The 24,966-nt window shown below is 64.4% G+C and carries 24 protein-coding genes; 5 read left to right on the plus strand and 19 right to left on the minus strand.

The annotated features are described in order from the left end of the window. Positions 1-49 precede the first annotated feature (49 nt). On the plus strand, positions 50-1,321 hold the full coding sequence (locus AUR_RS05275; protein WP_021472304.1) for an MFS transporter: 1,272 nt from the start codon (positions 50-52) through the stop codon (positions 1,319-1,321). Continuing rightward, positions 1,318-2,001, plus strand: a complete 684-nt coding sequence (locus AUR_RS05280) for a FadR/GntR family transcriptional regulator (protein WP_062097611.1) — start codon at positions 1,318-1,320, stop codon at positions 1,999-2,001. The genes AUR_RS05275 and AUR_RS05280 overlap by 4 nt, the downstream gene beginning before the upstream one ends. Here AUR_RS05280 and AUR_RS05285 read toward each other — a convergent pair. From AUR_RS05285 to AUR_RS05320, 8 genes are all read right to left on the minus strand, one after another. Next, positions 1,993-3,387 (minus strand): MBL fold metallo-hydrolase, encoded by a 1,395-nt coding sequence (locus tag AUR_RS05285; protein WP_062097613.1) that lies wholly within the window; start codon positions 3,385-3,387, stop codon positions 1,993-1,995. The two genes, AUR_RS05280 and AUR_RS05285, sit on opposite strands and share 9 nt — an antisense overlap. Before the next feature lie 125 nt (positions 3,388-3,512). After that, a complete protein-coding gene (locus AUR_RS05290) occupies positions 3,513-4,979 on the minus strand; it encodes an FAD-dependent oxidoreductase (protein WP_062097614.1) in 1,467 nt (488 codons plus the stop codon). 98 nt (positions 4,980-5,077) lie between these two features. Beyond that, the gene (gene cobA / locus AUR_RS05295; RefSeq protein WP_021472300.1) at positions 5,078-6,340 is read right to left on the minus strand and encodes a uroporphyrinogen-III C-methyltransferase; all 1,263 of its coding nucleotides are present in this window, start codon (positions 6,338-6,340) and stop codon (positions 5,078-5,080) included. Positions 6,341-6,428: 88 nt separating this feature from the next. Further along, a complete protein-coding gene (locus AUR_RS05300; RefSeq protein WP_241650865.1) occupies positions 6,429-7,220 on the minus strand; it encodes a glutaminase in 792 nt (263 codons plus the stop codon). 27 nt (positions 7,221-7,247) lie between these two features. After that, a complete protein-coding gene (locus AUR_RS05305; protein WP_128397064.1) occupies positions 7,248-8,294 on the minus strand; it encodes an LLM class flavin-dependent oxidoreductase in 1,047 nt (348 codons plus the stop codon). 200 nt (positions 8,295-8,494) lie between these two features. Then, a complete protein-coding gene (locus AUR_RS05310) occupies positions 8,495-8,731 on the minus strand; it encodes a hypothetical protein (RefSeq protein ID WP_062097618.1) in 237 nt (78 codons plus the stop codon). Between the two features lie 52 nt (positions 8,732-8,783). Further along, on the minus strand, positions 8,784-9,071 hold the full coding sequence (locus tag AUR_RS05315; RefSeq protein WP_128397065.1) for a winged helix-turn-helix transcriptional regulator: 288 nt from the start codon (positions 9,069-9,071) through the stop codon (positions 8,784-8,786). Beyond that, positions 9,068-9,472, minus strand: a complete 405-nt coding sequence (locus tag AUR_RS05320; RefSeq protein WP_062097622.1) for a VOC family protein — start codon at positions 9,470-9,472, stop codon at positions 9,068-9,070. The genes AUR_RS05315 and AUR_RS05320 overlap by 4 nt, the downstream gene beginning before the upstream one ends. An 82-nt stretch (positions 9,473-9,554) precedes the next feature. Between AUR_RS05320 and AUR_RS05325 the strand changes: the two genes are divergently transcribed. Beyond that, positions 9,555-10,112 carry a dihydrofolate reductase family protein gene (locus AUR_RS05325; RefSeq protein ID WP_062097624.1) on the plus strand — a complete coding sequence of 186 codons (558 nt, stop codon included), beginning with the start codon at positions 9,555-9,557 and terminating at the stop codon, positions 10,110-10,112. 304 nt (positions 10,113-10,416) lie between these two features. Here AUR_RS05325 and AUR_RS05330 read toward each other — a convergent pair whose 3' ends face one another. The 9 genes from AUR_RS05330 to AUR_RS05370 form a co-directional block, all read right to left on the minus strand. Then, entirely contained in the window at positions 10,417-11,355 is a 939-nt protein-coding gene (locus tag AUR_RS05330; RefSeq protein ID WP_062097626.1) for an ABC transporter permease, read from the minus strand. Further along, on the minus strand, positions 11,345-12,076 hold the full coding sequence (locus tag AUR_RS05335) for an ABC transporter ATP-binding protein (RefSeq protein ID WP_021472292.1): 732 nt from the start codon (positions 12,074-12,076) through the stop codon (positions 11,345-11,347). Before AUR_RS05335 ends, AUR_RS05330 begins: the two co-directional genes overlap by 11 nt. 85 nt (positions 12,077-12,161) lie before the next feature. Then, positions 12,162-13,313, minus strand: a complete 1,152-nt coding sequence (locus tag AUR_RS05340) for an ABC transporter substrate-binding protein (RefSeq protein WP_062097628.1) — start codon at positions 13,311-13,313, stop codon at positions 12,162-12,164. Positions 13,314-13,468: 155 nt separating this feature from the next. Next, a complete protein-coding gene (gene mmuM, locus AUR_RS05345; protein WP_062097630.1) occupies positions 13,469-14,422 on the minus strand; it encodes a homocysteine S-methyltransferase in 954 nt (317 codons plus the stop codon). 99 nt (positions 14,423-14,521) lie between these two features. Then, positions 14,522-15,943, minus strand: a complete 1,422-nt coding sequence (locus AUR_RS05350; protein ID WP_062097632.1) for a sulfate adenylyltransferase subunit 1 — start codon at positions 15,941-15,943, stop codon at positions 14,522-14,524. Next, positions 15,944-16,987, minus strand: coding sequence for a sulfate adenylyltransferase subunit CysD (gene cysD / locus AUR_RS05355; RefSeq protein ID WP_375338537.1), 1,044 nt, complete (start codon positions 16,985-16,987; stop codon positions 15,944-15,946). It lies immediately after the preceding gene. Further along, positions 16,984-17,697 carry a phosphoadenylyl-sulfate reductase gene (locus tag AUR_RS05360; RefSeq protein WP_062097634.1) on the minus strand — a complete coding sequence of 238 codons (714 nt, stop codon included), beginning with the start codon at positions 17,695-17,697 and terminating at the stop codon, positions 16,984-16,986. Before AUR_RS05360 ends, cysD begins: the two co-directional genes overlap by 4 nt. Then, on the minus strand, positions 17,694-19,430 hold the full coding sequence (locus AUR_RS05365) for a nitrite/sulfite reductase (protein ID WP_062097636.1): 1,737 nt from the start codon (positions 19,428-19,430) through the stop codon (positions 17,694-17,696). Before AUR_RS05365 ends, AUR_RS05360 begins: the two co-directional genes overlap by 4 nt. A gap of 146 nt (positions 19,431-19,576) precedes the next feature. Beyond that, entirely contained in the window at positions 19,577-20,272 is a 696-nt protein-coding gene (locus tag AUR_RS05370; protein ID WP_062097638.1) for a sirohydrochlorin chelatase, read from the minus strand. 64 nt (positions 20,273-20,336) lie between these two features. On the opposite strand from AUR_RS05370, the gene AUR_RS05375 reads away from it, so the two are divergent. Further along, on the plus strand, positions 20,337-21,008 hold the full coding sequence (locus tag AUR_RS05375; protein WP_062097640.1) for a trimeric intracellular cation channel family protein: 672 nt from the start codon (positions 20,337-20,339) through the stop codon (positions 21,006-21,008). Positions 21,009-21,021: 13 nt separating this feature from the next. Beyond that, positions 21,022-21,444, plus strand: a complete 423-nt coding sequence (locus AUR_RS05380) for a hypothetical protein (protein ID WP_021472283.1) — start codon at positions 21,022-21,024, stop codon at positions 21,442-21,444. Positions 21,445-22,082: 638 nt separating this feature from the next. On the opposite strand, the gene AUR_RS05385 is transcribed toward AUR_RS05380, so the two are convergent. After that, positions 22,083-22,949 (minus strand): type IV toxin-antitoxin system AbiEi family antitoxin domain-containing protein, encoded by an 867-nt coding sequence (locus AUR_RS05385; protein WP_062097642.1) that lies wholly within the window; start codon positions 22,947-22,949, stop codon positions 22,083-22,085. 566 nt (positions 22,950-23,515) lie between these two features. Continuing rightward, positions 23,516-24,643 (minus strand): IS1249 family transposase, encoded by a 1,128-nt coding sequence (locus AUR_RS05390; RefSeq protein WP_164888660.1) that lies wholly within the window; start codon positions 24,641-24,643, stop codon positions 23,516-23,518. Between the last annotated feature and the right edge of the window lie 323 nt (positions 24,644-24,966).

Genomic DNA, 24,966 nt, shown 5'->3' on the forward strand with positions numbered 1-24,966 from the left:
TTCACCACAGAACTCTTTACGTTAGACGTCAAACGTCTAACCTTTAAATATGGCGACGACACCGATTACGACAACGACAGGAAACATCCCTACGATCTCCCCCGCCGCTGCCGCTTCCAAGCAGGGCAGCGCGCCGAAGTCCAGGGTCGTCGTCGTACTCGGGATCATCGCCGTCGTGCTCATCGGGCTCAACCTTCGGGCCGGCATCACCAGCGCCGCCGCACTCTTCCATGACCTGCAGCAGGTCCTCGGATACGGCGCCCTTGTGGCCTCCATCCTTCCCTCCATTCCGCTGCTCTGCTTTGCCGTGGCGGGTCTCGGAACGTCGTGGCTCACCCGGCGCGTTGGCGTGGAAAAGGCCATCTTCATTGCGCTGGCACTCCTTGCCGCCGGTCTCCTGGTCCGTGCCGTGCCGTTCACGGGCGCGCTCCTTGGGGGCACAGTGCTCGCGATGTCCGGCCTGGCCGTCTGCAACGTGGCCATGCCGTCCCTGATCCGCGAACACTACTCGGACCGGACTTCCATGATGACGGGCCTCTATACGTTCACCATGTCCGGCGGTGCCACTTTTGCCGCCGTCATCAGCGTTCCCCTGGCCCAGCAGCTCGGGTCGCCGTCCATGGGCCTTGCCGCGTGGGGCCTCCTCGGCGTGGCTGCCCTGCTCGGATTCCTGCCCGTGGTCCTGCACAACCACCGCAACTCCACCAAGACCGATCAGCCGCGCGTGCCCATGCTTCCCCTGCTCCGCACCCGGCTGGGCATCCTCATCACCGCCATCTTCACGTTCCAGGCCTTCCTGGCCTACGCCGTCATGAGCTGGTTTGCGTACATGTTGACGTCCCAGGGCCTCAGCGCTTCGGAGAGCGGCGTGCAGTTCGGCGTCATGCAGCTGGTTTCCGTGGCGTCGGGCATGATCCTCCTTGCCTTCGGCTCCCGGCCCGGAATGCTGCGGCCTGCCTTGTATACGGCCAGCAGCTCCACCCTGTTGGCCATCGCCGCCATGGTGTGGCTGCCGACGTCGTTGGCTGTGATTCCCGCGGTCCTGTTCGGATTCGGGTTGGGCATCTTCCCGCTGGTTTTGGTGATTATCAGCCGGAGCGGCCGTTCGACGGCGGAAACCACCGCGCTCTCCACCATCGCCCAGTCTTTGGGATACTTGATAGCGGCAATCGGACCGTTCGGGATGGGGCTCCTCCACAGTGTGACCGGCGGTTGGGTATTGCCGATGAGCCTGCTGTCCCTGGTGGCGCTGGGGCTCATGGTCACCAGCCACATGTTGACGAGCAAGCGAACCACCAAGACCCAAGCGAGGACGGCATGACCCTCACCCCGTCGCACCGACCGGTCCTCGCCGACGAGGTTACCGCCAAGCTGCGGGACATGATCAAGTCCGGCGAATGGCCCTTGCAGGAGCGGATCCCCGCCGAACCTGAGCTCATGGCCACCCTGGGGGTCTCCCGCGGAACACTGCGCGAAGCCATCAAGGCGCTGGCCCACACCGGCATGCTGGAAGTCCGCCGCGGCGACGGCACCTACGTGCGGGCCAACAGCGAGATCCTCGGTGCTGCCCAGCGGATCTACCGCGAGCACACGCAGGAACACATCGTGGAAGTCCGGCTCGGCCTGGACACCCAAGCGGCCCGGCTGGCAACCAAGCACGCCACTGCCGGGGACATCGCCGAGATGCGCCGGCTCCTGTCCGTCCGGCATGATTCCTGGAATTCCGGGGATTACGCCGCGTGGGCCCGTGCCGACTGGGAATTCCACGAGTGCGTGGCCAAGGCTTCCGGCAATCCGCTGCTTCATCAGTTGTACGCGTCGTTCGGGGGCGTGTTCCACAACGATCTCCTCCGCCAGCAGCGCAACGACGGTTTCAACGGTCTGCCCACCGAAGGCCACGACCAACTGGTTGAGGCCATCGAAGCCCGGGATCCGGAGGCCGCTGTAGCTACCGTCTACCGGAACCTGGACTTCTGCGCTGACAAGAGCCCGTCAGACTGAATCCTGCCGGCTGAGCGGGACTCCTGCCGCCGCAGCATCACGATACTTGGCATCAACCAGCACCACGTCGCGGCCCGCCCGGTCCAACAAGCTCGCGGCAACGCTTGCCCGGTACCCCGTGGCACAATGCACCCAGATCCTGGCCTGCGGCAATCCGTCCATCCGCCGCAGCAGCTCATACACCGGGACGTTGATGGCACCATCCACGTGCGACGCCTTGTATTCGTCCGGCCTGCGCACATCCAGGACCAGGTCCCCCGGCTGCCTCTCCCTCAACAACACGGTCCAGTCGCCGTGCGGATAGGAGGAGTGCGGGACGCCCGGGGCAAGTCTGCTGAGCCCGTTGCCGGCGTCCCCGTCAGGCCCGACGGCGGCATCCGGGCTGTCGATGCCGATCCTCGCCAGATCGCGGATCGCCTTTTCGACCTCGGTGCGTGATCCCAGAAGCGTCAAGGGCTGTTCCCACGGGATTACCCAGCCGAGGTAGCTGGTGAAGTTGGAGTCGTTCCCGTATTCGAACCCCACACTGCCGTTCAAGTGGTCGTCCGCGAAGGCTATCCGGCGCCGGAGATCCACCACCCACTCCCCCGAGCCGAGCCGTCGGCCGAGTTCTTCCGGGTCCACCGAGTCCGGAACACTCAACTCCGCAGGACCCGGACCCGCAGCATTGAGCGGGCTCATGTGGGCGTAGTAGGCAGGGTAGGCGGTGATGTTCTCCAGGAGCTCGGCCACAAAATGTTCCTCGCTCGGGTCCGTCAGGGCATGGTTGGAGGCGGACTGCTCCGCGAGGGTGGAGGCATTCGCACGGCTCGCCGGTCCAATGGAGCAGAACGATCCAAAACCATGGGTTGGATACAGCGCAGCCTCCGGAGCAGCTGATGACACCAGTTTCCGCACCGACGAGTACTGAGCGTGGGCCAAGGTCGCGGTGTCCTCGGGAGAGACGAGGTCCGTCCGCCCCACCGAGCCATAAAGTAAGCTGCCGCCGGAAAACACGGCCTCCATGCCGCCGTCGTGCGTGTCCTCCCGCACCACGTACGCCAGGTGCGTGTGCGTGTGCCCCGGCGTCGCAACCACGCGCACGGTGAGCCTGCCCACCTGCAGCACGTGCCCGTCGGAGACCGGAGAACGGTTGAAGGAAACGTTGTCTGCGGCGTTGACCAGGTACTCGGCCCCGAGCTTCCCGGCGAGGACCAGGCCTCCGGTGACGTAATCGTTGTGGAGGTGGGTTTCGGCCACATGCGTGATACGGACACCCGCTGTGCGCGCGGCTTCCTCCACGCGGTCGGTGTCGCGCTGGGGGTCGATCACCAACGCAACTGAGCCGTCGTGGACGAGGTAGGTGCGGTCACCCAACTGGGGCGTTTCGATGACGACGACGTCCATGATTCAGGGTACCGCCGCGGTGCGTTGGGAGGGCTTTAAGCGGGACTTAAAGCCAACAGCGGGGCCACTCAACCAGAGCGGCCCCGCTGAATCAGCGAGCTTCAGAACTGCGCTGAACCTGTGCTTCAGACCTGCGCGGAAACACCGTCGCGGGAAATGTCCACCATGTCCTCGCGCGGCACAACCTTGATGCGCTCACGAGTAACCTCCACACCGTGCGAACCGCCGGCTTCGGTGGCTGCTGTGCCGAGGGCGAGCTCGTGGGCATCCAGTGCCAGCCAGCCTTCCCAGCTGGTGAACTTCACGTCGCGGGCCTCCAGGAGTTCCACCACTGCGTCGACTTCGGGAACCTCGGCGAGCGGCAGGTTTTCCCGGTCCTCGAGCAGGTAGGTGACCGTTTCCAGGGCGTCACCCTTGGTGTGGCCGATGAGGCCCACAGGACCACGCTTGATCCAACCCGTGGCGTAGAGGCCCGGAACGTGCTGGCCGTCAGCGTCCAACACGCGGCCGCCGTCGTTGGTGATGACGCCCTTCTTGTGGTCGAACTCGACGTCCGGCAGGGCGGAACCGAAGTAGCCGATGGCGCGGTACACGGCCTGGACCGGGTAGTCGATGAACTCGCCGGTGCCGCGGGCGTTGCCCGTGCCGTCCAGCTCGGTGCGCTCGAACTTGATGCCGGCAACCTTGCCCGGAGTTTCCGGGGAATCGACAATCTCCACCGGGCTGTGCAGGAAGTGCAGGTGGAGGCGGCGGGAAGCCGTGAGCTCGGAGAGGTCCTCGGGCTGCTCGGCGATCCAGTTGGTGAGCGTTCCAACCATGGTCTTGGTCTGGTTGTTCGTCTGGATCTGGCGGTCGGACTCTTCGTCGAACTCGAAGTCTTCGGCGTAGAGGATGATGTCCACGTCCTTGGAGTGCGACAGTTCACGCAGCTCCAGCGGGGTGAACTTCACCTGCGCCGGGCCGCGGCGGCCGAAGACGTGGACATCCGTGACCGGGGAGTTCTTCAGGCCGGCGTAGACGTTGTCCGGGATTTCGGTGACCAGGAGGTCATCGGCGTGCTTGGAAAGGACACGGGCCACGTCCAGGGCCACGTTGCCGTTTCCGAGGACGGCGATTTCCTTGGCGTCCAGCGGCCATTCGCGGGGAACGTCCGGGTGGCCGTCGTACCAGGAAACGAAGTCGGCGCCGCCGAACGAGCCCTCCAGCTCGATGCCCGGAATATTCAGGTCCGCGTCCTTGATGGCGCCCGTGGCGAAGATGACGGCGTCGTAGTGCTTGCGCAGGTCCTCGATGGAGAGGTCAGTGCCGTAGTCAACGTTGCCGAAGAAGCGGATGTCGCCGCGGTCCAGCACCTTGTGGAGGGCATTGACGATGCCCTTGATGCGGGGGTGGTCCGGTGCAACGCCGTAGCGGATGAGGCCGTACGGGGCGGGGTAACGGTCAAAGAGGTCAATGCTGACGTTGAGTTCGCCGCTCTTGACGGCCTCGCTCTTGGTCAGGATGTCAGCTGCGTACACGCCGGCCGGGCCGGAGCCGATGACGGCGACGCGAAGCGGACGGTCCGCAGAACCTACGGGGGTGCTAATTGACACGGCTGTGTTCCTTCTTCTCTGTCCACCCAACTGAGTCGCAATTGTGCGCGTTTTGAGGGCTCAAAACGTGCTTAAGTGCTACCTGGTTGGGCCGGGGGCTAGTTGGTGCGGACGCGGGGACGGTTGGGGGTAATGGTGCTGTAGTCAGCGGTCTTGAAATGTTCCGGGGCGAAGGGGCTGACGCGGACAACATCGCCGATGACAATGACCGCTGGATTAGCCACGCCCACGGCTTCCGCTTGGTCGGCGATGGTACCCAGCGTGCCGATCGTGACGCGCTGTTCCGGCAAATAGCCCTTTTCTACGATACCTACTGGAGTGTCCAAAGGCAGACCCGAGGCAGCCAGCGCCGCCGCAGAATCACGCAATTGCGCCACTCCCATGAGCAACACCACAGTATGGTCCGGGCGTGCGGGGACTTCGGACAGCTCTTCATGACCGGTCACGACGCTGAAGCCCTTGGCCAGTCCGCGGTGCGTGACCGGAATACCGGCGGCAGCGGGAACGGAGATCGCGGAGGTTACGCCGGACACCACTTCAACCCCGACGCCGTTCTGCCGGCAGAATTCTGCTTCCTCACCGCCGCGCCCCAGGACATAGGGGTCACCGCCTTTGAGGCGGACCACCCGGTTGCCCTTCAAGGCCTCCTCGACGAGGATGCGGTTGATCTCCAACTGTGGAACCGGATGGTGGCCCGGTGTTTTGCCGACCTCAATAATGCGGACGTCGGGGGCAAGCTCCTTCAGCAGCTCGCGCGGTCCAAGACGATCAGCAACCACGACGTCGGCCTGGCCCAGGAGGCGCCGACCGCGGACTGTGATGAGTCCCGAGTCGCCAGGTCCGCCGCCAATCAGGGCTACGGAACCCTTGTCTTCGGGCTTGCGGTGGCGGCGCAGGGGAAGATCGCCCGTTTCCAAGGCGGTGGCAACGGCGTCGCGCAGGGCCATTGCACGGCGCGGGTCTCCCCCGGCGTTGATGGCGATCTTGACGTCGTCCACCTCGGCCACGGCCGGGGTCCATGCAGCGGAAGCTTCGTGGTCGGAAGCGTTGACGCACCAAATGCGCTGCGCCTCGGCGTCGGCGGCTACCCGGGTGTCCACAGCGGCAGTCCCCGTTGCAGTCTGAACGAACCAGACGCCGTCGAGGTCTTCAGTGCGGTACTCGCGGGGCTCCCAAGCGAGCAGCCCGGAATCCACCAGGGCGCGGAGTTTTTCGGAGGCAACGGGAGCGACCACCGTAACTTTCGCGCCGGCGTCGAGCAGTCCCTTGGCGCGGCGTGCCGCGACGGGCCCGCCGCCCACAACCAGCACCGGGCGGCCGAGAAGGCGCAGCGCGGTGGGGTAGATGTCCTGTATTGCCATGAAAAAACTGTAGGGCGGCGCCGTAACACGCTTCAAAGGCCCGGACACACCCGGTAACGCTGGGTAATGCGGCGTCACAAACAGCGTCCTAGAACACCGACCAGCCGGTACGGGTAGTGAATTCATCCAGTGCAGCCACACCTGCCACTGAGTTCCCGGACCTCCCCAGGCCTGGGCTCCACACACTGACTGCACACTTGTTGGGAACCACGGCCACGATGCCGCCGCCGACGCCGCTCTTGCCCGGCAGGCCGACGCGGTAAGCGAACTCACCCGCCGCGTCATAGGCACCGCACGTCAGCATGACCGCATTGACCCGTTTGGTCTGGGCCGGCGAGAGCACCAGCGTTCCGTCGGCGCCAAGTCCATTGGACGCCAGGAAGCGGGCCAAGGAAGCGTTCCTGTGTCCCCTGCCGAGCTCGGATGCCGCCACGCGGTGGTCCGTATCTACCGAGGCGTTCCCGGATTCCCGCCGCATCAGCTCCCGCACTGCTCTTGCAGCGTTCCCGGTCAGGCTCAGCAACCTGTCCGTGACGACAATGGCTCCCGCGTTGATGAACGGGTTGCGGGGTATGCCGTTCTCGCTCTCGAGCTGAACAAGTGAATTGAAGGGGTTGCCGGACGGCTCACGGAAAACGCGCTTCCAAATGCCATCGCCGTCGTTGGATAGCACCAAGGCCAGGGCAAAGACCTTGGAGATGCTTTGGATGGAGAACTCCACATGGGCATCCCCGGCTGAGAAGACCTCACCTTCCCTGGTGACCAGTGAGATCCCGAACTGGTTCGGTTCCACTGCGCCGAGCTGAGGGCTGCCTTGGTCAGCCCCCTCCTCATTGAAGGGGCATACAGATGCGCCGGAGGTGTTCCCTCGGGAGCGCACAGCCAGCAACTCTACCGGCGTTCAGGGCTAAGCCCCCATGACCGCTGGCGTCCAGCCGATAGCAGGCGCAATGTGCTTGGCGACATTGCTCAGGAGTTTGGCGTTGTATTCCACACCCAGCTGGTTTGGAACCGTGAGCAGCAGGGTGTCGGCGGACTGCACCGCAGCGTCCTGGGCGAGCTCTTCCGCCAGTTGCTCCGGTTCGCCGATGTAGCTCTTGCCAAAGCGGGACAACGCACCGTCCAGAATGCCCACCTGATCTTCGCGGTCCGCCTGTGCACGGAGCCCGAAGTAGTGGTTGTCCTCGGCGTCAACGATGGGGATCACGCTGCGGCTCACAGAGACCCGCGGTTCGAAGTCGTGACCGGCTTCGGTCCACGCATTGCGGAACATCCGGATCTGCTCGGCCTGAAGCTGGTCGAAGGGAACACCCGTATCTTCGGTCAGCAGTGTTGAGCTCATCAGGTTCATGCCCTGTTCCGCCGCCCAGACCGCCGTCTTGCGCGTGCCGGCGCCCCACCATATCCGCTGCGGAAGCCCGGGCGACTGTGGCTGGATGGGCAACAGCCCGGTGGCTCCCCCGGCGTAGTGCGGATCCGCTTGGGCTACCCCGTGTCCTGCGATGGCCTTGCGGAACAATGCCGTATGCCGGCGCGCCATGTCACCGCTGTCTTCGCCGTCGGCCGGGACATAGCCAAAGTTGGCGGCACCGTTGAGGGCGGGCTCGGGTGAACCGCGGCTCACTCCGAGCTGCAGGCGGCCGTCGCTGATGAGGTCCGCGGCGGCAGCCTCCTCGGCCATGTAAAGAGGGTTCTCGTAGCGCATATCAATCACCCCGGTGCCGATCTCGATCCGGCTGGTGCGTGCCGCAATGGCGCTCAGAAGCGGGAAGGGCGAGGCCTGCTGCCGGGCGAAGTGGTGCACTCGGAAGAAAGCGCCGTCGATGCCTGCCTCCTCGGCGGCGACCGCGAGTTCAATTCCCTGCTTCAGCGCCTCGCCTGCGGTGGGAACACGGGAACCCGGTACGCGGGCCCAGTGGCCGAAGGAGAGGAACCCGATCCGTTTCTTGTGCATGTCGAGCACAACGCCGGGCTGCGCCTGGTCATTCCACCCAGCCCGCGCCCCGTCCCTTTATCACATAACGCCCCCTTTATCGCATCCCTCTCTCACATAACGCCCCCTTTATCCCGTCCCTCTATCACCAGGTGATTGAGGGAAGCCGGGGAGGGGTTGGTATGTGATAGAGCGTGTGGCTCTTGTCGAGAGCGGCATTACTAAGCTACCGGCGGAGGATCCTCCCCGTTGGCGATGGCTTCGATCCAGTCCACCGCGCCGTCGGTCAGGTGGGGTCCGTCTGTTGAGTCGCCGGCCCACCACCCGGGCTCCGTGGCGCCTCCTGTTGCGGACATAATCTCGCTGGTCACCAGCGGGGTCAGGGGTTCCCCGTTGTGCGCGATCAGCCAGCTTCGGGTTTCGGGGCTGACCCGGGGCCACCACTCATGAAGGTTCACTCCATTAGTGTCCTGCCCGGGACGTACCCGGTAAAGAGCCGGGTAGTCACCGTTAGGCCTTGGGCTCCTCGCTGCCCCAGCGTCCCAATGCGACGATTGCCTCGCGCAGGGCAAGTCCGCGATCGGTCAACGCATAGGCCCGGGTGTTGTGCCGGAGCGGCAGGCGCAGTAATACTCCGGCCGCTTCGAGCTCGCGCAGGCGGGTAGCGAGAATGTTTGTCGGTATTCCAAGGTCGCGCTGCAGGTCCCCGTAACGTTGCGGCCCGTCGAGCAGCCGCTCCACGATGAGCAGGGCCCACCGTGCTCCAACAAGTTCCAGCGCCCCGGCCAGATCGCTCACTCAGTCGTATCGGCGTCGGGCTTCATCCAAAACGGCGAGTAGTGGTATCCGTCAGGGTCATCAAACTGGCGCTGGTACATGAATGGGTAGTCGTCGGTGTCACCGATCCGCCCGCCGGCGGCACGGGCGCGCTCGACCAACTCGTCGACTGCTTCACGGCTGCCAAGGTCAAACGAGACCGTGACCTTCGAAGGCGTCCCGGGTCCGCCGATCAGTTCCTCGGAGCCGCCGACGCTGGCGTACATTTCGCGGCTGCCGAGCATGACGTATTGATCCGGCGCAATCGCGAAGCATGACACGCTGTGGTCCGACATCTCGGGGTTAAGGGTCCAGCCAAGGGCTGTGTAAAAGGCAGTTGCGCGCTCGACGTCTTCGACGGGGCAGGTGATGAAGAGGCTCATGCGCCCCATACTTGCAAAATGCAAGTAAGGCGTCAAGGGTGGAAGGGTCAATGCATGGGCGCAGCGGGGCTAGAATCAGCCAATGGGGCTCCTAACCTTCAGCATGAATGTCACTCTGGACGGTTGCATCGACCACCGGGAGGGCATCGCGGATGACGAAACTCATGCCTACTTCACCCGGCTTCTCGAGGAGAACGGCGCCATGCTCTGGGGCCGAACCACCTACGAATTATTGGAGGCCTACTGGCCTGCGGTCGCCCGGGGCGAAGTGGAAGCTCCCCCGGCCATCCGGGATTGGGCCGTCACGCTGGAAGGCAAACCGAAGTACGTCGTTTCGGCAACGCGGACAGACTTCCCATGGACCAACAGTCACCAACTGACCGGCGAACTACAAGGCGCCGTGCAGGAACTTAAGTATCGGACTCCCGACGGCGTGCTGGTCGGCAGCGGCAAACTCGCCACCGAGCTGGACCGGCTGGACCTGATAGATGAGTACAGATTCCTGCTCCAACCTATGATCACCGGCCACGGTCCAACCCTCTTCCAGGATGGATTGCCCGGCACCCGCCGCCTCGGATTGGTCTCGGCAGAGCCGCTCAGCAACGGAGTTGTCGCCCTGCACTACCGCCGGGCTGCTTAGGTTTACGCGCGACGGCGGCGGAAGGGTCGGCGGACAAGGGAAGGGGCGGCGTCGCAACCGTTTCCTCCGGTCGCACCCGTAACCTCGGGGGCGGCCGGCGCGAACTGGTGCGCACCGGGCGAAGAAAGGGTGCGTCGAGCGAGAACGGGAGCATCCGGCGCTAACGGGTGGGACGTGACAGAGGAACACCCCACAACCCGCGGGACGTGACAGAGGGACGCCCCAAAATGGGTGGGACGTGACAGAGGGACGCCCCGAAGCGGGTGGGAAGTGATAGAGGGACGCCCCAAGAGGCGCGGTAGACCTAACGGGAGCTGCCGGCCAGGAGCCCCCGGCGCTGCAGGAGGCGCTTCTCGATGGGCCCGAAGACCAGGAGCTCGATCAGGATTCCCACAAACAGGATCAGCAGGATCGCGGACATCACCACGGTCATATCGGACAACACCCGGCCCTGGTCCAGCAACGAGCCAAGCCCGAAGCCGATGGTGCCACCAACCGCGATGATCTCAGCGGCCATGAGGGAACGCCACGAGAACGCCCACCCCTGCTTCAAACCACCGATGTAGCCCGGGAGTGCAGCCGGAAGGACGATCTGCAATGCCATCTGCAGGCGGTTGGCACCCAGCACGGTTCCGACGCTGCGGTACTGCGGCGGGATCTGGTCCACACCGGAGATCAGCCCGTTGATGATGGACGGGATCGCGCCCATGAACACCACGAAGTACACCGTTGCGTCAGTGAGGCCGAACCAGATGATGGCTGCCGGAACCCACGCGACGGACGGCAGCACCTGCAGGCCGGAAATAAGGGGCCCGAAGGCACGGCGCAAAGGAGCTACCTGCGCAAGGATCAGTCCCACCGGAGTCGCAATGACAACCGAGATGAGGAATCCGACAACCCCGCGCTGCAACGACGTCCATACCGATTCCTGGAGCTTGCCGTCCCCCCACAGCGTGAGGAACTGGTTGAAGACGTCCACGGGACCGGGAACCAAGTCCCGCCGCTTGAGCTCCAGCGAAACGTAGAACTGCCAGGCGAGGATGAGGAACACGAGGGCAGCGACGGGAAGGAGGACGCGCTTCCAGTCGATTCCTGCCTTGCGGGAGGTGTCCGACTGGAGGTTGTCCAAGCCGGCTTCGAGATCCCGCAATTCCGAGGGGTTGCCCTTGAGGGACGGGGAGGTGATGTGGTTGGAATCGGTCACGGGGAGGGTCCGCTCTTCAGTGGTCTGGTTACTTGGCATGGCGGCGGATCTCCTCGCGAAGTCGTCGGGTGATGACGCCGGTCAGCTCCCCGGCCCGGCCGGCGTCGGTGCGGTGTTCTTCAGTGACGGCCCATTCAGCAACAACCCGGCCCGGCCGCGAGGACAGGAGAAGGACGCGCTGCCCCAGGCGTACGGCTTCGCGGACGTTGTGCGTGACGAAGATGATGGTGCGTCCGGTTTCCTTCCAGATGCGCTCCAGCTCGTCGTGGAGCAGGTCGCGGGTAATCGCATCGAGGGCGGCGAACGGCTCATCCATCAGCAATACCTGCCGGTCCTGGGCCAACGATCGCGCAAGCGCCACCCGCTGCCGCATGCCACCGGACAGCTCGTGCGGACGCTTGTCCCCGGCACCACCCAGGTGCACCAGTTCAAGGAGTTCGGTGGCACGTGCCCTCCGGCTGGCTTTGCTGGAGGACTTGTCCGCCAACTGCAGCGCAAGTTCGATGTTGCCGCGGGCGGTCAGCCAAGGGAACAGCGCCGAGTCCTGGAACATGAAGGCCGCGCCGTCACTGGGGACCTCCAAAGCGCCCGACGTCGGATGCTCCAGTCCCGCGATGATGTTCAGCAGGGTGGACTTGCCGCAGCCGGACGCACCAAGGAGGGCCACGAACTCACCCTGGGCGATGGTGGCGTTGACGTCGTCCAGGACGGGAGCCCCGTCACCGAAGCGTTTGCCCAGGTTCTCCAGTACGACTGGCATGGTCCCGTCCTTCGTTGTTGCTGTGATGGATGTAGCTGAAGCCGGTCCGCTCCCTGCGTGCGGGAGCGGACCGGCCCGGGGGTGCTTAGTCTTGTCCGAGTCCGGCGGCGGAGGTTTTCTTGCCCTCCACCTCGTTCAGGGCGCGAAGATCAAAGATGCCGTTGATGTCGGCTTCCTTGGTGGTGCCGGCCTTGACGCCGTCATCGAGGAGCTTTTTGTACGTTCCGGCCAGCGGGTCGGTGGTGAACTTGATGTTCTGCAGGGCCCGGGTGATCACATTCGCCGGAAGCGGCTTGCCTGCAGTGTCCTTGAGCACGGCGTTGATGGTGGACGCCTTCTCCTCGGCCGAAGCGGAGTTCAGCCACTTCACGGACTCAACGTGGCCCTTCAACAAAGCCTTGACCGTCTCCGGGTGCTCAGCCGCGAACTTCTTGTTCACGATCAGGATGGTGGTGGTGAAGTCGCCCTTCTCCCACAGATCCTTCTCATCAACCAAGACCTTCGCTCCGGCTTCGAGCACCAGGCGGGACGCCCACGGCTCAGGCAACCACGCGCCGTCGAGCTTTCCATCCTGGAAGAGCTTCAGCGACTGGGCGTTCTCGGTGGGGTTGATGTTGACGTCGCCGCTGCCGTCGGTGTTGGTCTTGAAGCCCTGTTCCAGCAACCAGGCGCGCAATGCGACGTCCTGGGTCCCGCCAAGCTGCGGAGATGCAAGGACCTTGCCCTTGAGGTCGGCGGCGGAGTTGATTTCCGGTTTGACCACCAGCTGCGCGCCACCGGAGGCGGCGCCCGCGATGATGCTGACGGATTCGCCGTTGCTCTTCACGAACGAGTTGATGGCGGGGTTCGGTCCGATGTAGGTGGCATCGATCGCACCCGCGTTGAGTGCCTCGATGGCTGCGGGGCCTGCGTTGAAGACTTGGGTGCTGAGCTTGGTCTCTCCGAGTTCCTTGGCGATGATGCCCTTGCTGGTACCTACCAGTGCCGGGGCGTGGGTGACGTTGCTGAAGTAGCCGAGCTTAAGTTCTGCGGCGGGCGTCGCGGAGGGAACGGGTGCGGCCTGGTTGTTGTTCGAAACAACGGATGCCACGGCAGCACCTGCGCCGATCAGCAGGACGAGGCCGGCAGCCAATCCGATTTCCAGCACACGGCGGCGCTTGGCTTTGGGCTGCTTCTGTCCCGCAACAATGCGTTTGGTGCCGGACGTCGGTTTCTGTGACTCAGGGGTATTAGCCATTGGGTGGGGTCCTTGAAAGTTTGGGGATGCGGTTCGGGGCGAAGATCGGGCCCCTAACATCGCCCGTCGAAGGCAAGGAAGGACCGTTCCGAAGTGGTCATGAGTTCACAGTAGGGACAGTGATATTTCCGCTTCAATCCCGTAGAAATCAAGGTTCATGAAGGTTCACGTGACGTCATATTGGCGGCAAGGCGTGCGATGTCGCGCGGGGTTGTGCGGCAGCACCCACCTATGAGACGGGCCCCCTGTTCCCGCCAGTCAGATACGTTGCCGGCCAAGGTCCACGTCTGGGCACCGCCCGCAGCCGGCCCCCAGGTTTTGGTGACGGCGTCATAAACCTCGCCCGAATTCGGGTACGCCACCAGCGGGGAACCCGTTGCTTTCCGAAGGGTTCCGAGTGCGGCCGTCACCAGGTCCAGCGGTACGCAGTTAAGTCCGACGGCGGCAACGCGCGGTTCCGCGCGGAGCAGCGCAGCGACATCCGCAAGGGGCGTTCCGTCACTGATGCGGGCACTGTCCCGCAGCGTGAACGTAAACCAGGCTTCGACGTCGAACTCCACCACCAAGTCCAGCAGCGCCTCAGCCTCGGCGAACGACGGCAGCGTCTCGCACGCCAGGAAATCCACCCCGGCTTCAACCAGGGCAGCGATCCGTGCCCGGTGAAAATCCCGGAATTCCGCGGCGGAGAGCGTGTAATCGCCGCGGTACTCCGAACCATCGGCCAGATAGGCACCGTAGGGTCCCACCGAGCCGGCGACCAACAATGGGCGTGACCCGGGGTTGGCTGCGAAGTACTCCTGCCGGGCTTCATCGGCCAGTCGGACGCTCCGCGAAACGAGTTCGATTGATTCCTCCACCGACAAACCCCGCTGGGCAAACCCTTGTGGCGTCGCCTGGTAGCTGGCCGTGATTGCCACGGAGGCACCGGCGTCGAAGTAATCGCGGTGGACCTGCTTGATCAGGTGGGGCTGTTCGAACAGGACCTTCGCGGACCAGAGCGCGTCCTCCAGGTCGCAGCCGTGGGCCTCCAACTCGGTGGCCAGGGCACCGTCCAGGATCAGGTCCCCACCGGCTGCCAAAAGCGTGCTGAGGGTGGTGTTTTCCGGCATGCGTACTCCTGCAATAGAAAACCGCAGCTTGTCCGGGGACTCCCGCCGTACGGCGTGGGGTTCCGCGAACAAGCTGCGGTTTTGTGACTGTGTGTGTCCCTAGATGACGTAACGTTCGTCTTCGTGGTCGCCCGGGTGGTCCTTGACCAGGCCGGCGGCAAGCGTGTTGCCGTCGATGGGGTCGATCACCAGGAACGCGCCCGTGCGCCTGTGGTGGAGGTAGTTCTCCAACGGCAGCGCAGCGGCGAGACGCAACTGGGCGTGGCCGATGTCGTTGAGTTCCAGGCTCGACGCCGGTTCCACCTTGAACGTGGCGAGGTCCAGCTTCCCGGACACCGTGCGGACCAAGGCCTGCACCGTGCGGGTGCCGTGCTTGACGAGGACCTTCTGGCCTTCGCGCAGCGGCTTGGGCGAGAGCCAGCACAGGGACGAGTAGAGATCTGCGGAGGCTTCGCGGACCGTGCCTGCCGCGGCGATGGTGTCACCGCGGGCGACGTCCAGTTCGTCGGCCAGGCGAAGGGCGACGGACTGCGGGGCGGCTGCTTCTTCCAAGGACCGGCCGGCAAAGTCGATCCCCACAACCGTGGTGGTCCGCGGTTCGTGGCCGGGGGTCAGTACGGTGACTTCGTCGCCCACCTTGACCGAACCTTCGGTGATCTGGCCGGCGTAGGCACGGTAGTCCCGGTATGCCTCGACGTCCAAGCCGGCAGCTACGGCGTCCGGTGCCAGCGCACCCTGCGGCCGGATGACCAGCTGCACGGGGAAGCGGAAACTCTCCAGTTCGGCTTCGAGTTCATCGGCGGCAGGAAGGGTCTCGAGGACTTCCAGCAACGCAGGTCCGTTGTACCAGGGCGTGCGCTCCGAGCGGTCCACGACGTTGTCGCCGTCGAGGGCAGAGACGGGCACCACGAGCAGGTCGGAGACGCCATCGGAACCAAGGCCAAGTTCCTGGGCTACCTTGCGGACGTCGGCCTCTATGTCGCGGAACACCTGCTCGCTGAAGTCCACGAGGTCGATCTTGTTGACGGCGACGATCACGTGCGCCACGCGCAGCAACTGCAGCACGGACAGGTGCCGGCGGGTCTGCTCCAGGACACCCTTGCGGGCATCGATGAGTACGACGACGGCATCCGCAGTGGACGCGCCCGTCACCGTGTTCTTGGTGTACTGAACGTGGCCGGGGCAGTCCGCGAGGATGAAGCTGCGGCGGTCAGTGGCGAAGTAGCGGTAGGCAACGTCGATGGTGATGCCCTGCTCACGCTCGGCACGCAGGCCGTCCGTCAGGAGGGCCAGGTCGATGCCGCCCTTGTCGCCGCCGAAGCCGCGGTCCGCGGAGGTGCGGGCAACGGCGTCGAGCTGGTCGGCAAGGATCGCCTTGGAATCGTGGAGGAGGCGGCCCACCAAAGTGGACTTGCCGTCGTCGACCGATCCGGCAGTGGCGAAACGGAAGAGCGTTGACGGCAGTGGAGCGGACTCCAGGCCGTCTGTGGCGGCGATGAGGGATGCTGTTTCGGTGCTCATTTAGAAGTAGCCGTCCTTCTTGCGGTCTTCCATGGCTGCCTCGGAGATGCGGTCATCTGCGCGGGTGGCGCCACGTTCGGTCAGGGTGGAGGCAGCGACTTCAACAACGACGTCGGCCACGGTGAACGCGTCGGACTCGACGGCACCTGTGCAGGACATGTCGCCCACCGTGCGGTAACGGACCGTCTTGGTGATGACTTCCTCGTGCGGGAGCGGCTGGGAAACTTCACCGACTGCACGCCACATGCCATCGCGGGCGAAGACCTCGCGCTCGTGGGCGTAGTACAGGCCGGGGAGCTCGATGTTCTCGCGCTCGATGTAGCGCCAGATGTCCAGTTCAGTCCAGTTGCTGATGGGGAACGCGCGCACGTGCTGGCCCACGGTGTGGCGGCCGTTGTACAGGTTCCACAGCTCGGGACGCTGGTTGCGCGGATCCCACTGGCCGAACTCGTCGCGAAGGCTCAGGATGCGTTCCTTGGCCCGGGCCTTGTCCTCGTCGCGGCGTCCGCCACCGAAGACGGCGTCGAACTTGTTCTTCTGGATCGCGTCCAGCAACGGAACGGTCTGCAGCGGGTTGCGGGTTCCATCAGCACGCTCGGCCAATTCGCCGCGGTCAATGAACTCCTGCACGGAACCGACCACGAGCTTCAGGCCCAGGCGCTCCACGGTACGGTCGCGGAAGTCGAGGACCTCCGGGAAGTTGTGGCCCGTGTCCACGTGCAGCACGGGGAAAGGTACCTTGCCGGGCCAGAACGCCTTGGTAGCCAGGTGCAGCATCACCACGGAGTCCTTGCCACCGGAGAACAGCAGGGCGGGCTTCTCGAACTCGGCAACAACTTCACGGATGATGTGAATGGCCTCGGACTCGAGGGTGTCCAAAGACGAAAGGCGAGCCGACCGCTGAGCCGAAGCAGCAGATGCCGCCCCGGGAGTGGCATCGGGCCTGTCGAAGCTGGACGCAATGCTGCTTGCAGCATTGTCGTCCAGCGAAGGGGCGGGGGCGGCATCTGCTGCGTAGGCGTCCGTTGTGATTTGGGTGCTCATGTGTGTAGTCCGCATTCTGTCTTGTCGGATCCGGCCCAGCGGCCGGCGCGGGGGTCTTCGCCCGGGGCCACTTTGCGGGTGCAGGGCTGGCAGCCGATGGACGGGTAGCCCTGGCTCAGGAGGGGGTTGACGGGAAGGATGTTGTCCTCGGAGTACTCCACCAACTGGTCGAAGCTCCAGTCGACCATCGGGTTCACCTTGACCAGGCCGAAGCCTTCGTCCCAGGTGACCACCGGGGTGTTGGTGCGGGTGGGTCCTTCGTCGCGGCGGACACCGGTGAACCACACTTCGTAGCCTGCCAACGAACGGCGGAGGGGCTGGACCTTGCGGAGCGAGCAGCACTGGCCGGGATCGCGGGCGAAGAGGTCCTTGCCAAGCAAAGTGTCCTGCTCTTCCACGGTGTGTTCCGGGAGCACGTCCACCACGTTGACGCGGAGGTTGGCAGCAACCTCGGCCCGGGTCTGGTAGGTCTCCTTGAAGTGGTAGCCGGTCTCCAGGAACAAGACGTCGACGCCGGGCAGCTGGTCTGCGACCAAAGCCGGAAGTACGGCGTCGGCCATGGAGCAGGCAACCGTGATGGCCGGCAGCTCGAAGTTCCGCGCAACCCAGGCGATGACGTCGGCAGATGAAGGGTTCCAACCAAGCTCTGCGGCGCCGGCTTCGGCCAGTGCCTTGAGCTCTTCGTTGGAGCGCTTGAGGGCCAAGGTCATTGCAGGTCTCCTTCGTCGGCGGAGTGGGCCCACTCGGCGAAGGTCTGGCCCTCGGCGCCGACGGCGACGAACTTACGGACCACACGCTCCACGTAGTCGGGCAGGTCATCGACCGTGACCTTGAGGCCGCGGACGGTACGGCCCAGACCGGCTTCCTCACGCTCGTTGTTGGCCAGCCCGCCACCGAGGTGGACCTGGAAACCCGGGGTGGGGTCGCCGTCGGGCGTTGGCAGCATCATGCCCTTGAGGCCGATGTCAGCGGTCTGGATGCGGGCGCACGAGTTCGGGCAGCCGTTGATGTGGAGGGACAGGGCCTGCGGCAGCTGCTTGGTCTCCACGAGGTCGGCCAGGCGGCGTTCCAGCTCGGCGATGGCGGTAGCGGCGGTGACCTTGGTTTCCACGATGGCCAGCTTGCAGAACTCGATGCCCGTGCAGGCGATGGTGCCGCGGCGGAACACGGAGGGACGCGCGGAGAGGCCCAGTGTGTCCAGTTCGGCGATCAGCGGCTCCACCTGCTCCTTGGTGACGTCCAGGATCACCAGCTTCTGGTGCGGGGTGGTGCGCAAGCGGTTCGTGCCGTGCTGCTCCAGGGTGTCAGCCAGCTTCACCAACGATTCACCGGACATGCGGCCAACCGTGGGCGTGACGCCGATGAAGAACTTTCCGTCCTTCTGCTCGTGTACGCCGATGTGGTCGCCGGGTGCGCTCGGCTTGGGCGCAGCCGGGCCGTCCGGGAGCTTGAAGCCGAGGTATTCGTCTTCGAGGATCTGGCGGAACTTGGCAGGGCCCCAGTCATTCAGGAGGAACTTCAGGCGGGCCTTGGTGCGCATGCGGCGGTAGCCGTAGTCACGGAAGATGCTGGTGACGCCCAGCCACACTTCGGCTGCAACGTCAGCAGAAACGAACACCCCCAAGCGCTCAGCCAGGCGCGGGTTGGTGGACAGGCCGCCGCCAACCCAGAGGTCGTAACCGGCGCCCAGCTCGGGGTGGACGACGCCAACCAGGGCGAAGTCGTTGATCTCGTGCACCACATCCTGGGACGGGTGCCCCGTGATGGCTGTCTTGTATTTGCGCGGCAGGTTGGCCAGTTCCGGGTCGCCGATGAAGCGCTCGGAGAGTTCGTGGATCAGCGGCGTGGGGTCGATGATCTCGTCCTTGGCAATTCCCGCGACGGGGGAACCCAGGATGACGCGGGGAACGTCGCCGCAAGCCTCGGTGGTGGAAAGGCCAACGGACTCCAGGCGGCGCCAGATTTCCGGGACGTCCTCCACGCGGATCCAGTGGAGCTGGATGTTCTGGCGGTCAGTGAGATCGGCCGAGCCGCGGGCAAAGTCCACGGAGATCTGGCCGATGATGCGCAGTTGCTCGGTTGTCAGGGCACCGCCGTCGATGCGCACGCGCAACATGAAGTACTTGTCTTCGAGCTCGTGCGGTTCCAGCGTTGCCGTCTTGCCGCCGTCGATCCCGGGCTTGCGCTGCGTGTAGAGGCCCCACCAACGGAAGCGGCCGTGGAGGTCCGTGCCGTCGATCGAGTCGAAGCCTTCTTTGGCGTAGACAGACTCAATGCGCTCACGGACGTTCAGCCCGTTGTCTTCCTGCTTCCAGGTTTCGTTGGCGTTGAGGGGCGTGGTGCCGTCAACCTTCCACTGGCCGTGGGGCTTTGCGGCAGGGCGGGAGCGTGCCGGGCGCTTGGCGGTGTCCGTGGGCGCACCGACTACAGCTGTATCTGTCATATTTCGAGGTTAGGGGTGGCCCGATTTCGCCAGCAAAGGTCGGGAAATGTTGAGTCACCTAAGGAAACACTTCGTCATGAACACCGCTGCGGCCTTGTCCAGGCGGTCTTCCTGTGCAGGTTCGTGCTGCCCGCCGCGGGAGGGCTTCAGCGGTCTGCCAGCACCGCGTCGTACCGTTCCAAAGCAATCTCGGCCAGAACCGGCGACGGCAGCAAAGGAGCAGTCACAACATCGGCGCCGGCCTTGAACAACTGGTCGTGGAAATACCCGGTTGCCAGCAAGTAGGACGCGATGAAGACCCGGCCACCGTCCTGCGCGAGTTCGGCACGCAAGGAGGCGACGCCGTCGGGCACGTTCGGTTCTGCGCTGGCACCATAGGCAACCCGGACTTTGTTCGGCAGCAGTTCAGCCAGCAGGCGCGCCTGCTCTTCCGAGTCCACCGACCCGTCCGGAAGTGACGATCCAGCGGCAGCCAGCAGGACGCCGTCGTTGTCCTGCAGGCCCGCAGCGCGCAGGTGCTTGGCCAACAGTTCGGCGAGCCGGGGGTCCGGACCCAGCGGCCTGGCGGCCACTACTTCGGGACGGCTCTTGATCGCCTTGGGGACGTCCACCTTGATATGGAAACCGGTGGACAGCAGAAGAGGCACGACGACGGCGGCCGCCCCCTCGGGCATGCCCTCCACCACCCCGGACAGCTCCGGTTCCTGGACGTCGACGTACGCCTCAAGGACCTGCAGCCCCGGACGGAGTTCCCCGATTTCAGCCATGACATTGCGGATGGCTGCCTGCCCTTCTGAGTTGCGGGTTCCATGGGCACAGGCGATCAAGACGGGGCTGTTCATGGGAGCTAGCGTAACGTTGAGCCAGCACCTGTTGAGAAGCCCGCTCAAGAAAGAACCCGTTCAGTTGATTCCCATTGACATTGTTCTTCTCTGGCTCGACCTCGTGGGCGTGTTCTTCTTCGCCGTCTCCGGTTCCTTGCTGGCGGCGCGGAAACAGTTCGACGTGCTCGGTTCGGTGTTGCTCGCGTCCATCGCGGCCCTGGGCGGCGGCGTGATCCGCGACGTCATCCTCAACACCGCTCCCCCTGTCGCTTTCACCAACCCCGCCTACCTGGCCCCGCCCCTCCTGGCTGCCGGGCTGGTCTATTTCCTTTTCTCCTCGGTCCAACGCTTCACGTCCCTGCTGATACTGTTCGACGCCGCAGGGTTGGGTTTGTTCTGCATCACCGGAACTTTGAAAGCCATCACTGCGGGCATGAACCCGGTGACCTGCATCCTCCTGGGCGTGACCACTGCCGTCGGCGGCGGGCTTCTGCGGGACATCACGGCCAACGAGATCCCCACCCTGTTCGACAACCGCGATATCTACGCCTTGCCGGCGTTCGTCGGGGCTGGTTTGACCACCCTGGCTTGGCACCTCGGCGTCTTTAGCGGACTGATCGCCGGTGTAATCGCCGCCGTCGTTTTTGCCTTCCGCGTGACGGCCTGGCGACGCGGCTGGTACGTACCCTTGGCGGTCCGCGGATGGCACCGCGCGGGGGCTGGATCCGGCGGAAATTCCGTGCTCCGGGATTAGCTAGGATGGGAGCATGACTGACATGTTCCTCGAGAAGTTCCGCGCGCTGGTCCCAAAGTATCTCGAGGATGAATGGCAGGAAGAAGACGGCCTGACGCCTGAGGAACTGGACGACGCCCTGTCCGAGCACTCCTTCACCATCCCCCTGGTTCTCCGCGAGTTCTACCTTGCTTTGGGTGGCTGCGAGGACCTCATGGAGGCCTACCACTACTTCTGGGACCCGGAGGAGCTGGAAGTTGATGACGAGGGCTTCCTCATGTTCCTTGAGGACGAGGACGAACAATTCACCTGGGGCTTCCGCGTGGCGGACCTCGGCATCCCGGACCCCATCGTCTACCGCCGCAACAACGCCCGCGGCCAGTGGAAGAGCGAAGAAGGTACCTTCTCCGAGTTCGTCTTCGACATGTTCGATTGGGCCTTCAACGACGAAGACTAGGGCTTCCCAGCGTCCTTTGCCCCCGGCCTCCGGCCCCGCGCAGCCTTTGTGGTTGGCGGGGGCCGTTTTGGTTTGGCTTTGCTTGGGGTTGCCGGTTTGCCGGGTGCGGGGGCGGCGTGCCGTCACGACCCACTTTGAGCCTCGATGCCCGGCGACACGCCGTCCCAAGCGGGTTTCCGGGAGCTCGCCGTTCCAAAGTTGGTGGTTGCGGCACGCGGTCGGGGCCTTATTGTGGGGCCTGGAGTCTGGTTTCAATCACGACGGCGGCGGCCCGGCTATGTAACGGAACGGTCCGAAGCGACCTGCCGCCACGACCCACTTTGAGCCGCGAAACCCGGCGACATGCCGCTGCAGGCCGGTTTCCGGGAGCTTGCCGTTCCAAAGTTGGTGGTGACGGCACGGCGTCGGGGCCTTATTGTGGGGCCTGGCGTCTGGTTTTTGATCACGACGGCGGCGGCCCGGCTATGTAACGGAACGGTCCGAAGCGACCTGCCGCCACGACCCACTTTGAGCCGCGAAACCCGGCGACATGCCGTCCTAGGCGGGTTTCGAGCAGCTTGCCGTTCCAAAGTTGGTGGTGACGGCACGGCGTCGGGGCCTTATTGTTGGGCCCCTGGCGCCCTGGCGGCCGGTGTCAATCACGACGGCGGCGGCCCGGCTATGTAGCGGAAGGGGCCGAAGCGACCTGCTTCCCTGTTCGCCAGCACCTCAAGGACTTCGTCCACCATCCGCCGCGGGTGATAGACCACGTCCGCATAGTAATAGTGCAAGCTCAGTCGTCCGCCCCGGATGGAGGCGTTGTCCCGGTAATGGTCCTTTTTGACCTGTTTCGCCTCGAAGTGTGTTTCGCCATCCAATTCGACGATCAGGCAATCCTCGATCAAGCAGTCAACTTCACCCACGCCCGGGACATCCGCGTGCATCTGAACCTTAAGGCCGGCCCGTGTGAAGTGCGTGTGGGCCAGCACTTCCAGAAGTGAGTCGGCCCTTGGCAGGACCAGATCAACTATGGCCCTCAGCCGTCCGTTTCTATTGCCAGGCAGTTTGCTCCGAAGAAAGTCCGGGCCCAGCAGGGCCTGGCTGACAGCAGCCTGCATCATGACCAGTGCTTCGAGTTCGGGCCTGCACCTCAGGGCATGGAGCAGTACATCGGCAACCCCGGCCACCGGCAAGTAGGGATGATCAGGATGTATGCACTCGCCGTGGTGAACTATGCGCCGCCGGGCCAACCCCGTGCCGCAGCTGAGATGGAGGTCCGCGACATCATGCAGGGTCCAGAGCCCGTAGAAGCGGGCCGCCGAAACACACGTCAGCATCCCGTTGGCACGGAACGCGGCCACAATGTCCGGATCGGCGCCCTTGGACACGTACACGCCGCGATGCAGTCTGGCGATCCGGCCTGATCCTACTGCCTTGGCCAAGGCTCGGCGGCTGAAGCCAGCGGTGTAAAGGGTCTTGGTAGTCGCAGCCCCATGACGGCTGCGGAGAAAATCAACGATGTCCATATGGCCATGGTTAGGTCCGCAGAAGGAGCCCGGTGGGCACAAAGCGGGCTATGTGGATAACCCTCCCGGGCCTCCACGACCCGCATTGCGGGCTGCCGCACCCACTTTGCCGGAGCACTACGACCTGCATTGCGGGGATTTGGGGACCAGTACCCCTCCAATGACGGCGTGTCAGCTGTTTGGGGCGGCAAAGTGGGGTGGTGGCGGCACGCAGTCGGGACCCTGAGTTTGGGATCTGTAAATCGCTGCACACCAGGGAAAAAATCATTGACCATCCAAGTTGCAAATATGACAGGGTTGTCATAAGCTATTCACGGATCCACTAAATGCCTCCGGTGGGTCTGATGCGAACGGAGATTGTGGTCCCGGTTCGGTGCAGCGTATGACTCGTAACGCTGCAGCGAGCCGGGGCCATTCCGTTTAAGAGCCCAGCAATCCGACTCGGAATCCAGCAGTCCGATGGGGAGCTCAGCAATCCGATGGGGAGCACAATGTTCCGAAGGATGCGTACCGCCACCACCCACATTGAGGGTTATAGGACAAAACGTGTGTAAATCCCGGGCGTGTTAGGTGCGTCCTGCCCAGCCGGTGCGGTGCCAGAGGCCTTCGTCTGGGCTGAGGCCGGTGCTGTAGAGCTCTGGGCCTGGTTCTTGTTCCTGCAGGGTCTGGGTTGTTCTCTTGGCTGGTCGGTAGTAACTCGTTTCGATGAGCGCGGCCGGTGGGCGGGGTTGCTCGCTGTGTAGGTAGAGGTACCACTCGATCGCTCGCTTTTGGTGTTCCTCGCCCATGCCGCGGTGAGTCCGCAGGATCAGCCGGAGTTGGGCGTTGGTGCCGCCTTCGATCCTGTTCGTTGTCGAGGCGATGTCCAGCCCGTTGTATTCACGGCTCAGGTAGGTGAAGAGCGTGCCGGCCTGGCCGAGGCGTTCGAGCAGCCGGTAGGCCTTCCGGAGCCTGTCGTGGGTGTACCACCAGGCCTGATTCGATCGGACCCATCCCGGAGCAACGGCCGTCGCGGCGCGGTAGGTGCGGGCTTTGACCAGGGCCCCGTGTTCCTGGTGCCAGGCATTGAGCCCTGCCAGCCATGCTGCTGCTTCGGCCGGGGCGTTGATCCGTGTCAGCGCCCGTCCTAGCCGCAGCAATGCCCTGCCTGCCTCTGTTCTGGGCCGGCTGGTCAGGTAGGTGCGGACGTTCCGCTGGACATGGACCAGGCAGCGTTGGACCGCGGTTTCGGACCAGCACTCCGACAGGGCAGCGGCGATCCCGGACCCGCCGTCGGTGATCACCACCCGTGGTGCCGGGAACCGTTGCAGCAACGCCGCCCACGCGGTCTTCTTCTCGGTGTCACACCACTGCCAGCCCAGCACATGTTCCCCGGCAACAGCGATCAAACAGCACCACGAGCCGACGTAGATCCCATCGACCTGGATCTGGTCATGGACCTCACCGGTGGCAGGGATCCGCGGGACGATGTTCCAGCACCAGGCAGTGCGCCGACGGAAGGACCGGGCCGTGCCAAACGAGGCAGCAGCGGCCTGGCCGGTGGTGCCCATCAACCAGCCAAGGAACGCTTCCAACTCGGCCCTGCGACTGACATCCGGGCGTTCACCAGAGCGGCTCGACCCGCAGTTCAGGCACCGGTAGCGTTGTTTGCCCGCTGACGTTTTCCCGTTCCGAACCAGCGTTTGGCCACACACCAAACATTTCCCAGATATGCAAGCACCCCAGCCACACTAAGCTCCAAAAGCTTAGCTACCCCGAATTTCGCCCGCCGATACTGAGAAGCAAGCCCCTCCGTTACACACGTTTTGTCCTATAACCCCACATTGAAGCCGCCAAGGTAGGACACGCCGCATAAACGGGGCCTAGCATTCCTATCTGCAACCAAAGTTGGTCGTGGCGGCCCGCCCCACCCCAGCCCACCCCAGCCAGCCGGCCCAGCCCGTCCACACCCACCCCGGCGCGGCCCGCCCAGCACAAAACCGGCTACACCTCCAAGCAAGCAACCCAACCGGCACCC

It is taken from the genome of Paenarthrobacter ureafaciens, from assembly GCF_004028095.1.
Classification (GTDB): domain Bacteria; phylum Actinomycetota; class Actinomycetes; order Actinomycetales; family Micrococcaceae; genus Arthrobacter; species Arthrobacter ureafaciens.

Coding starts and splice junctions, on each gene's coding strand:
- AUR_RS05320 (WP_062097622.1), bottom strand. CDS start 9,472: ATGAGCCTCTTCATCACCTGCCCCGTCGAAGACGTCGAGCGCGCAACT.
- AUR_RS05280 (WP_062097611.1), top strand. CDS start 1,318: ATGACCCTCACCCCGTCGCACCGACCGGTCCTCGCCGACGAGGTTACC.
- AUR_RS05285 (WP_062097613.1), bottom strand. CDS start 3,387: ATGGACGTCGTCGTCATCGAAACGCCCCAGTTGGGTGACCGCACCTAC.
- AUR_RS05360 (WP_062097634.1), bottom strand. CDS start 17,697: ATGACCTTGGCCCTCAAGCGCTCCAACGAAGAGCTCAAGGCACTGGCC.
- AUR_RS05340 (WP_062097628.1), bottom strand. CDS start 13,313: ATGGCTAATACCCCTGAGTCACAGAAACCGACGTCCGGCACCAAACGC.
- AUR_RS05330 (WP_062097626.1), bottom strand. CDS start 11,355: ATGCCAAGTAACCAGACCACTGAAGAGCGGACCCTCCCCGTGACCGAT.
- mmuM (WP_062097630.1), bottom strand. CDS start 14,422: ATGCCGGAAAACACCACCCTCAGCACGCTTTTGGCAGCCGGTGGGGAC.
- AUR_RS05365 (WP_062097636.1), bottom strand. CDS start 19,430: ATGACAGATACAGCTGTAGTCGGTGCGCCCACGGACACCGCCAAGCGC.
- AUR_RS05305 (WP_128397064.1), bottom strand. CDS start 8,294: ATGCACAAGAAACGGATCGGGTTCCTCTCCTTCGGCCACTGGGCCCGC.
- AUR_RS05350 (WP_062097632.1), bottom strand. CDS start 15,943: ATGAGCACCGAAACAGCATCCCTCATCGCCGCCACAGACGGCCTGGAG.
- cobA (WP_021472300.1), bottom strand. CDS start 6,340: ATGGCAATACAGGACATCTACCCCACCGCGCTGCGCCTTCTCGGCCGC.
- AUR_RS05335 (WP_021472292.1), bottom strand. CDS start 12,076: ATGCCAGTCGTACTGGAGAACCTGGGCAAACGCTTCGGTGACGGGGCT.
- AUR_RS05380 (WP_021472283.1), top strand. CDS start 21,022: ATGACTGACATGTTCCTCGAGAAGTTCCGCGCGCTGGTCCCAAAGTAT.
- AUR_RS05325 (WP_062097624.1), top strand. CDS start 9,555: ATGGGGCTCCTAACCTTCAGCATGAATGTCACTCTGGACGGTTGCATC.
- cysD (WP_375338537.1), bottom strand. CDS start 16,987: ATGAGCACCCAAATCACAACGGACGCCTACGCAGCAGATGCCGCCCCC.
- AUR_RS05370 (WP_062097638.1), bottom strand. CDS start 20,272: ATGAACAGCCCCGTCTTGATCGCCTGTGCCCATGGAACCCGCAACTCA.
- AUR_RS05275 (WP_021472304.1), top strand. CDS start 50: ATGGCGACGACACCGATTACGACAACGACAGGAAACATCCCTACGATC.
- AUR_RS05385 (WP_062097642.1), bottom strand. CDS start 22,949: ATGGACATCGTTGATTTTCTCCGCAGCCGTCATGGGGCTGCGACTACC.